The organism is uncultured Methanobrevibacter sp., from assembly GCF_902769175.1.
Classification (GTDB): Archaea; Methanobacteriota; Methanobacteria; order Methanobacteriales; family Methanobacteriaceae; genus Methanobrevibacter.
The window spans coordinates 48638-58029 of record NZ_CACXNW010000014.1; the positions used below are offsets into that span (position 1 = coordinate 48638).

At 30.9% G+C, this 9392-nt stretch carries 11 protein-coding genes; all 11 read right to left on the reverse strand.

All coding sequences use genetic code 11. From position 1 onward, the window contains the following. Positions 1-309: 309 nt before the first annotated feature. Complete coding sequence (locus QZV12_RS06220; protein WP_295618886.1) at positions 310-804, reverse strand: hypothetical protein; 495 nt, start codon at positions 802-804, stop codon at positions 310-312. 22 nt (positions 805-826) lie between these two features. Continuing rightward, positions 827-1264, reverse strand: coding sequence for an HK97 gp10 family phage protein (locus QZV12_RS06225; RefSeq protein WP_295618889.1), 438 nt, complete (start codon positions 1262-1264; stop codon positions 827-829). A 4-nt stretch (positions 1265-1268) separates the two neighbouring features. Further along, positions 1269-1670: a hypothetical protein gene (locus QZV12_RS06230; protein WP_295618892.1), complete on the reverse strand. Its 402-nt coding sequence runs from the start codon at positions 1668-1670 to the stop codon at positions 1269-1271. A 23-nt stretch (positions 1671-1693) separates the two neighbouring features. Continuing rightward, positions 1694-2284: a carboxypeptidase-like regulatory domain-containing protein gene (locus tag QZV12_RS06235; protein ID WP_295618895.1), complete on the reverse strand. Its 591-nt coding sequence runs from the start codon at positions 2282-2284 to the stop codon at positions 1694-1696. 96 nt (positions 2285-2380) lie between these two features. Next, positions 2381-3421, reverse strand: coding sequence for a phage major capsid protein (locus tag QZV12_RS06240; RefSeq protein WP_295618898.1), 1041 nt, complete (start codon positions 3419-3421; stop codon positions 2381-2383). Between the two features lie 80 nt (positions 3422-3501). Beyond that, on the reverse strand, positions 3502-4605 hold the full coding sequence (locus QZV12_RS06245; RefSeq protein ID WP_295618900.1) for an XkdF-like putative serine protease domain-containing protein: 1104 nt from the start codon (positions 4603-4605) through the stop codon (positions 3502-3504). 409 nt (positions 4606-5014) lie between these two features. Further along, positions 5015-5743, reverse strand: a complete 729-nt coding sequence (locus QZV12_RS06250; protein ID WP_295618903.1) for a hypothetical protein — start codon at positions 5741-5743, stop codon at positions 5015-5017. Further along, positions 5728-6258, reverse strand: coding sequence for a hypothetical protein (locus QZV12_RS06255; RefSeq protein WP_295618906.1), 531 nt, complete (start codon positions 6256-6258; stop codon positions 5728-5730). The genes QZV12_RS06250 and QZV12_RS06255 overlap by 16 nt, the downstream gene beginning before the upstream one ends. A 10-nt stretch (positions 6259-6268) precedes the next feature. After that, on the reverse strand, positions 6269-7306 hold the full coding sequence (locus QZV12_RS06260) for a hypothetical protein (protein ID WP_295618909.1): 1038 nt from the start codon (positions 7304-7306) through the stop codon (positions 6269-6271). A 193-nt stretch (positions 7307-7499) separates the two neighbouring features. Beyond that, entirely contained in the window at positions 7500-7745 is a 246-nt protein-coding gene (locus tag QZV12_RS06265) for a hypothetical protein (RefSeq protein WP_295618912.1), read from the reverse strand. Positions 7746-7813: 68 nt separating this feature from the next. Beyond that, a partial coding sequence (locus QZV12_RS06270; RefSeq protein ID WP_295618915.1) for a hypothetical protein occupies positions 7814-9392 on the reverse strand: 1579 nt, incomplete at its 5' end.

Below are 9392 nucleotides of genomic sequence, written 5' to 3' on the forward strand. Positions count from 1 at the left end.
AATCGTCTTTTCTTTTAATCAATATTTTTTTTATAGAAAAAAGGAGGTTTTAAGAACTGAAAAAGGGGAATGTTTGAAAGTCTATTTTTTTAGGAGGTGACATCAAAATAAGCAACTATTTTTTTGGTTATGTTTGCAGAAGAATCTTAATTTTTAATAGTATGGTAAATTGAGAAGCTGAAGAAAAAAATTTCCATTACTATCAAAGAAATTTAAGAATTAATTATTAAACCATTTTTTTGCTTTAAATTCATTTTCCCCCTTTATTCTCTTTAATTATCCTCCTTTTATTCTATAAAAATGTCAACATCATAATTTTCTACATTTCAACCAATCAATACTGTAAACAAAGTCAAGTGTAACGCTGCTTGCAGGAATGCCATCAAGCTTGCCACGGATAGGAATGCTGCCCACAGTCAAATTTTTAAGAGACACCTTCAGGAATATTCTTAAAGGGTCATTTTCATCTTCACGGATTTGATTAAAATTTCTTAATATGCTAGCCAGTACTCTTGCTGCAAGGTTTTCGCTTTTGTCTTGAGCAGTTTCCAGGTCTTCATCGTAATCAATACAAACAAACTCATAAGTAGTTTGCAAACTTTGGGTATTGGATAAATTGTTTTTATCATAAGGGACTGTTTCCTGTTTGTTGATCCATATGCATGGAGTGTCTATAGGTTCATCGCTTCTGTAACTTTTGATGATTGTTTCAACATCTTCCAGGAGGCCATTTTCTTGGTTTTCATGTTCAAGATAATGCTTAATGTTACGTGTTACAACATCTGTTTGATTTACCACATCCACTTAGAATCACATCCTTATTTTTTTATCCTAGTTTTGCTTGATTGATACTGTGAATAACAAGTTCTGGAATCCTATTTTGAGTTTTTTCCATTCCACTTTCAACAAATCTACGAGGTTTGATACCTTTAATGATATTTGTGTAAACCATTTTGCCATTTACTTGAAATGCAAATTTTTTTCCTATGGTTGGATGAACAATAGGTGTTTTATGTGGCCCATATATTCCAGTACCGCTGTTTACATAATCTGCATAGTTAGCTGAAGACTTGACTGTTTTTTGGTTTGGCCCATCATCGAATATTGTCCAAGACCCTTGCAATCTTCCATGGTCTACTGGGCTTTCTCTTTTGACATTACCTAATAAATCAACCGCTACATTATTCACTATCTTTTCACTTAAACCATCAATATTATCAAGCACATTATTGATTTCGTTAATCTCAAGATAGATTTTAACCATAAGACTAGTCTCCAGTTATAGCAAGGAACTCAATTTTATCAGATTTGTAACTTTTTCGTTCACAAACCCAAGGAGCCAAGTCATCCTTCAAGTCATCAGTGAAAACATCACTGCCTACAGTTTGAATGCTCCAGTCATTGACTTTAACTACAGAAGTGTCCTTTCTTGCCTGGGCTAATGCAACCATATTGGCAGTTAAACGAAGACAAACATTTTGAACAGCTGGAGGAACTTCATCTTCTTCTTTATTGAAATCATAATTGCAATAAGAGCAGATAAGGCTTTCAGATTGTTCAATCCATTTTTCCAATAAAACGCTTAATCCATTAGTGTCATCCTTTTCCAGACGAAATGTTTTTGGCTTGACTCCAGTGAATTCTATTATTTCATCAGCATTAACCCACACAACAATACACTCTCCATCTAATTTTATTCAGTATTTTCTTCAGTTTCAACAGCTGCAGTTAAAATAATAGCTAAATTGCCGTTTTCACTTACTGCAAGATTTTCATCTGCAGTGTAATCTTCGTAACCTTCACAGGTTGCAGTTACAATGTATGTTCCAGCAGTTGGCTTTATGGTACATCCTCCTGCAGAGCCACTTGTTCCAGTAAAGGTTTTAGTGTTATCGGTTGAATCAGTGAGTGTTACTGTTGCACCTTGTATTGCAGTATCCTCTGCATCTTTTACACTGACACTAATATCATAGGTAGTAGGATCTGCAACTGGTTCATCGACAGGCTCTTCAGCTATAGGTTCGCTACCCTCTACAACTGTTTTAATCTTTTTATAAAGTTTTTTCAAGTTACGTCTTTCAAAAGGAGATAACTCATTCCAAGCAGGCAAACCATCAACACCGGATTGTATAATCTTGTACTGTTTGTGTCTGCTTCTCCTTTCAATCACTGTTAAATCATCCCAACTTACATCTAATCCTAATTCTTCAGAAAGATAATCAAAGAATTTTTTAGGGTTTCTTTTAACAAGAAGGGGCAATTCATTCCAATTCTTTAAACTCATAACATAATTACCTCCTATTTGAGTCTTTATTAAATGATTAAAAAAGAAATTATTCTAATAAAAAAGAAAAAAATATAGGATAAAACCATTAATATTTTATCCCATACTAAGTTCTGGTAAACCTTCCACTTCAGTAGTGGTGATTTGTGCAGTTACAGCACCGTTTCTGAAGTAGTAATCCACATCTCCTCTCATTCTGAACCAGTATTTGGTTAATTCCTCACCAGGTTTTCTTTCAGGTTCAATGCTAAGGTTTTTCCAGATACCGTAAGCAAGGTTCTTAGGATTGGATAAAATGCTATGTGCAACATCACCAGATAAGGTTCTTCCGGTTTCATCATCCAAGGTTGCACAATGTACAACAGGAATCCCTTTAAAGGTTAAAGGTGCAAATCCAGTTTGTGCAGAATCCCCAAGGGTAGTTCCACGTGCGATTAATACGTTACGGTATGCATCTTCCACTTCAAATGGAACATAGAATTTGAGTTGGGATCTATTTTTTCTGAATCTTGCAGGCAATGCTTTAATCATTGCATCAAACATAGCTTCAGGCCCATCATTGATATCGTAAGCACCATCATTTGCATCGATACCGGTGGATTCAAGCTTGTTGACACATTTTTTCAACCATCCATCGGTAGTGTTCAAGAGAGCATCATCTGCTCTTGCAATGGTGGTGTCTCCGTAGACTGCCCAGTATTCAAGGTCTTCTCCGATTCTTTCTCCCATCATTCCAAGGAGGGTTTGCTCGAATTGTTCACCAGTCATGTTGTCTTCTTTTTCATCATCACTGATTTCACACATTGCCTTTAACTTTTTAGCATCCAATTCGTTTGCACCGAAGTCTACATCAGCAGCAGCAATTTCATCATCGGTATCTCCGTTTGCTTTGTAACCGTTGGTTAATACTCTTCCGTTAATTCCGGTACGGTTGAGTTGTTTCTTAAAGGATTTCATTAAGGTGAAATCTGCATCTGCTAATAAGGTATTGTCAAGGGTTGCTTCTTTGAGGAAGTAACCTAATTGTTCTGGATTGAGCAATGCTTTTCCAGTTGCCATGTCAGGACGCATGTTTTTGAATGCAGCTTTTTCAGCTGGATTGGTGATTTCGTTTAATATTTTGCTATTTACAGCCATATTATCATTTACTCCATAATTTTAGTTTTTTAAAAGTTTATTTTGGTATAGAAATTAATAAAAATTATAAAATCATTAAATTATTTTCTTTTAGCGGAACCGGTGTTGTCACGGCCCATTATACTATAGACGATTGCAGAATCGGTTAATTGAGGCTTGGACTTTTTGCCTGTGTCATGGACGGGGGTAGATTTGCTACTTGCCTTAATCTCCTCTTCCTTATCATCCTCATCTTCTTCCTCTTCCTCTTCTTCCTCATCATCTTGATCATCTGATTTGGTGGAGGCCTCTTTTTTAGCAAGAAGTCTTTCCAATTCTTTTTCCTCTTCAGGAGTCAAACCTAAAGGTTCATTCTCCTCGTCTTCTTCATCATCTGCTTTTGCGGAAGCTTTGACAACCTCATTGACCTTATCATTCATAGCAGTTACCAATTCAATGATTTCACTTTTAAAATCATCAAAATCAGCTGCAGTTACAAAGTCAGGTTGCTTTTTGCTACCATCATCTTTCTCATCATCTTTCTCTTTATCTGATTTGGTACTTCCAAGGATTTCGCCTATTTTGGTAATGAATCCTTTGGTTTCTTCTTCTATTTGTTCGTTTAATTCTTTTGTCATATGTGACACCTTTTTATTGTTGTTTTTTAAACTACAAAATTTTGCAAGTGGAACACAAGGTGAATGGACTATGCTGATTGTTATCACTACTGGGTCCTTGATGTCAGATATCTTTATCCTTTTTATTCTGGACTTGGTGGATGCGGGAACATGACTGTTCAGTAATTTCCTTAGTTTTTCTGCATCCTTTCTTTCGATAGTGGTTGCACTACCGCCAGTGTAGTGTCCATCTTTGATTCCTTGAATCACATCTTGGTCTGTAATTTTCAATGTAACAAACCATGTGCCTGTAGGATATTCTCGTGGAGTGCCGTCTATGAACTTTACAATTTGTGGCCTTGTTGTAATATGTGATTCCATTAATGTTCCTATCACTTGGCCATTGTAAAGGAATTCATGTTCCAGGTCAACTATCTTCCAGTCCAGGTATATCTGTTCTGCAGTCAAGGGCTTTTCGCCTTGATCATACTCACAATCCCTAGTGTCTGGTATGAATATTGGCAATGTGACTATGATGTAGTCCCTGGTTTCCTCGATTATGTTGATGATAGTATCTACACTCCCCACTAAGTCTTTTCCTACTTTTAATAAAATTCTATTTTTTTGGTGAAAAAAATAAACTGAAGATAATAATTAAATATAGTATCTTCACTATACATAGTGGAAAGTTAGAGACTCAAAGGAAAACAGTTTAAATAAGAAATAGGGAGTGGAATAAGCCCCAATAGGCAAAATTGTAAAAAAAATAGTTTTTGTAAAAATAGTGTTAAATAAAAAATAAAAAAAGGCCACCCCATGACAACATTGTCACAAGTTAGCCTAAAAAGTGTATAAAATAGTAATGACATAAAAAACAAGACAATAGCCAAATTTGAATAATTTACAAATTAGTTACAAATAATATATTAAGTAAATAGTATGGAACATAGAAATAAAAATAAAAATAAAATTTTTTAAAAGATTTAAACTGTTGAATTTAAACTCGGCGATCAATAATAATGCATCCTCCCCCATCTATCTCAATTTCCCTTGAACAAACTCTTTCATTAAATACTGGTGATTTTTTAGAAATTTTTTCCTTAAAATCTTCTTCAAAATTACCTATTAAAAAATAAATTTCTAAATTGCCCTTCATTTCATTTCCTGCTTGTAATTCAAATAAAAGATTGTCAATAGAATTATTTTTATTTTCAACTATAATACAATAGAAAGGACTTTCTAATCCATCATCGGCAATAGCATATTGAATTTTAGTATTATTTTTAAAATTTATTTCTAAATCATTCGGTTTTTTGAATATTAAAGTATAAAAATTTTTTTTAAGCAAAGATGATTTTATAACCTCATCAAACTCTAATTTTAATGTTAATAACAATGCATCTTCAGATGGAACAATTAATTTGGATATATTGAATGATAAATGATTGTCATTTTCACCTCCAATAATTATTGATGAATCAAAATCCAAATTTAATGAATTAAAATTATTATTTTTCCAATTAAAAAAATGAATCGCAACAAAGAGTATAAGAAAAATTAATAAACAAAAAAAATTCGAAACAATGAAATTATTTATGGGTGAATAAAGACCTATAATTGCAATTACAACAGATATAACGGCAATTGCATGGCTATAAAATGTACAATAATCGTTTATAGCTTTAAAATAGATTTTTATATAATTTAAAATTATTCCACCACCCAATTGTTTTCAAATGAATCAATGATAGAAGAGAGATGATCCCTAAAAGAATCCTTAATTTTTATTGCATCACCATAATACAAAAAATAACAATTAGGTATGGAATCTAAATTAATTTTAGCTTCATAAAAATAATAGTCCCTATTCAATGTTTTTTTACAATACTCCTTTGTTAAATTATTACTATATTCTATTTTATTATCATGAATAAATTTTAAAGAAACATCTTTATTTGAACAAATAAAACTATGTTCTTCTTCAGCAGTTGGTCTAAAATATGATAAATTTTCTTTAAAAATAGAATATAATAATTTAAAAATTTTCCTTTTTTCAGATTTTTTATTTGCAATTATAAATAAAAAATCAGAATTAGGGTGAACGATTATGCTCCTTGAAAAATTATCAAATTTAACAGAACATAAAATTTGATCCTCATCTTGACTTTGTATTATTATATTGCTAGGCAAATCATTAATTTTACTCATAAAATTTCTTAACTTATAAATATACAAAATCATTTTATCACCCTTATTGAATCTTAGATAAATAGTTTTCTTTATATTCTTCAAATGCTTCTATTGTTTCATTAAATTCATCTTTAGCATTTTCTAATAAAGTATCAAGATATTCTTCATCAGGATATTTATCTTTATTTTCAAAATTTTCCCATTCATAAATTAAATTAGACAAATTATATAAAAATGGCAAAATTAATTGTAATTTCTCACTATAATACAAACCCTCTAAATCTCCATTAGAATGAATATGAATATTACTTATTTCTGTTTCATTCCTTTTAAATATATCGATTTTTAAAATAAATTTTTTTCCCTTATAAATAAATTCTCCTTTTAACTGATTTAAAGGTTTTTTATTAAACAATCCATAACATATAGGTAGTGATGGCATTTCATGTCCTGTTCCTTCAGTTTTAATACTTGTTGGAGAATTATCATATGCAATATTTCTAGGATTATCTAAGCCAACTCTTAAATCTTCAAAATAATCTAATGAAATATCTGAGGATATATTTTCTCCTAAATATAATTTCCATAAAAGCCATAACAAAAAGTCATGACATATATTGATTTCTTCATAATGAATTTCATTTTCATTTAAAAAATCTTTTAAAGTTTCTTCAGGAACTTGTACATTTTCTTTGCTACCAATAATACAAATAAAATTTAAGTCAGGTAAAATTATAGTATCCACAAAACTAGGATTAGATATGGCATCTTTTTTTATTACATAAGTATTTTTAAATATTTTAGATATGAAAACTTCATTTTCATAAAGTTCATCAATACCTTCGTCAAAATCTTTAGTTTGAATTATTTCATCATTGATATTTTTTGTTTTAGTTTTAAAACTATATACATATTTTGATGTAAATCCTCTCCAATATTTTCTATTTTCATCATCAATACGCTCAATATAACTATTTTTGATGTAAGCATCACGAAGAAAATTTTCTGCACAATCTTCAGAAAATTTACTATCTACTTTAAAAATTTTACTAATCATTAATTTATTGATATGTCTTTCTAAATTTTCTTCACTTGGCATATAACCACCTAATATACTTATTAATATTAATTACGCTCTCTAAAATATAATTAAATCTTATGAAAATACTTTTTACCAGTACTTCTCTCCCTATCCTTACACCACTTAATATACCTTTCATAATCTTCAGGATTTTGAGTTTTATAAATTTATTGATTTAGTTTAAATAGAAAAAATAGGAAAAAATTAATAATTATGATTTTACTTCTTTCCATATGAATAAGTCCCAGTGACCAGTAGCTTCACAATACTCACGAACAATACGATCCTCCGCTTCCTCCCAACTTTCATTTGGACCAATCCAACGGTCCCCACGACCAAAGATGTACCAATTACCGGATTCTACTTGGTGTTTCTGATACATACGACGCCAAATATCCCTAAACTTAGGATCCTCATCAAATTGAATACATAGGAAGAACCATTGAGGCAATAACACGCTTGTATTATTAATTATTTCATCAGCATGAAGCAATAAATAATCAGGGTTAAAAAATTCTGCTCTTTTCATTTGTATCCGACCACCCTTAATTTTATCGGTATTAAATCTTCACCCATTGCTCCTTTAACTGGTTTACCTCCAAATTTAACAAGTTCCACTTTACATTCCTTAAGCAGGAACTCCATTTCCCGTGCATAGTTCTGACCATGTAACGGATGGGCAACTCCAATTTCAGGAGGAGCAAACCAAGTACCTTGCTTAATAGGAGCTAAAAATGCACCTCTTGTACCAGTTGGAGCTTCAATTTCAATAAGATACTTCATAGGTTTAGAGTTAGTTGCACTAAACCATAATGCCCCTTCTTTTGAAATTGCAGCTGAACGGAAATTAGGGAAATCCATAATATCGCCAACAACAATAGAAGTGAGATTATGATTTTCTTGGACTCTCCATAATGTAATGCCTTGTTTCAGTTGATTATTCAAAATATCATCCAATACAGGAACATCATGAGCAATACTACGAGCCAAATCTTTAGCAAGAGATTTATTTAATTTTCCAGTAATATTATTTCGACAGTTTTTATAATAATATTCATAATATTTCAATGAATTGTCTTTTTCGTAGGCTTTTGCCATGTCATAAATCCATTTCTCGAACTTCTTAACATCACGGCCACAATCTACTTCAAAGTTAGTGAATGCTTTATAATCAGAACCTAACCATCTATGAGCCACTTGCTGCTCACGGATAGTCATGTCTCGAGCATCCTTAGTGAAATAATCTGTGATTTCTTCACCATTAGGAAGTAAACCTTCATCATTAGTTCCTTTAAATTTCTTTAAATTTTTAGGATTTTTATCTAAAGGAATATCTGATTTATAGTTAGACAATGGTTGTTCTAATATCCTTTTATCTATTTTAATATTTGTTTTTACTTGCTTATATAATTTTTTAAATTTAGAATAATCCTCGTAATTTAATCCCCCATGTTTTTTATTTAACGCATTGAGATAGGCAAATTCATCTTGTGCTTGCAAGAGTTCTTTCCTTTTTAATTCTTGGGAAGATAATTTTTGACCTAATAATTCTTTTTTCTCAAGTTTATAGAGTTCTTCATTTTCTTTTTTAGTTAATTTAAACTCTTTTGCTTGTTTATAAGTTTGTTCTCTAGAATAATATTTTTTCTTAGTTGTGAATTTTAAGTTTATGTCTAAATCTGGCAAATCCCATTTTTCTTTATATTTAGAATACAATTCAACATAATTTTTAGAGTCTAAATCATCTAACCCTCTATTGATTAACTTTTTATGTAATATGTTAAGAGAATTTTTATCTCTTAATTCAAAAAGGTATTTTCTTTCTTTTTCATTGAGAGAACCTGTATTAGTTTTTAATTCTTTAAATACTGTTTTTTCTCTTGAATTTAATTTAAATGATTCGTCTTTTTTAAATACCTCTTTTTTATTAATTTCTATAGGTTTTATTTCAATTTTTCCTTTAGGAACCCAATCTTTAAACTGTTTCATAAGATTATCATATAATCCCATATTAACGGCATCTTCCCCTTTTAATAGGATAGTGTTATGCATTTCATTTAACCTTTTTCTATCCCTTAACTCACGGAATGCCCTTTTATCCATA

Bases quoted from the DNA above. Each gene is read 5' to 3' on its own strand.
- QZV12_RS06225 (WP_295618889.1), bottom strand. From the start codon at position 1,264: ATGGTTAAAATCTATCTTGAGATTAACGAAATCAATAATGTGCTTGAT.
- QZV12_RS06235 (WP_295618895.1), bottom strand. From the start codon at position 2,284: ATGAGTTTAAAGAATTGGAATGAATTGCCCCTTCTTGTTAAAAGAAAC.
- QZV12_RS06240 (WP_295618898.1), bottom strand. From the start codon at position 3,421: ATGGCTGTAAATAGCAAAATATTAAACGAAATCACCAATCCAGCTGAA.
- QZV12_RS06255 (WP_295618906.1), bottom strand. From the start codon at position 6,258: ATGATTTTGTATATTTATAAGTTAAGAAATTTTATGAGTAAAATTAAT.
- QZV12_RS06260 (WP_295618909.1), bottom strand. From the start codon at position 7,306: ATGCCAAGTGAAGAAAATTTAGAAAGACATATCAATAAATTAATGATT.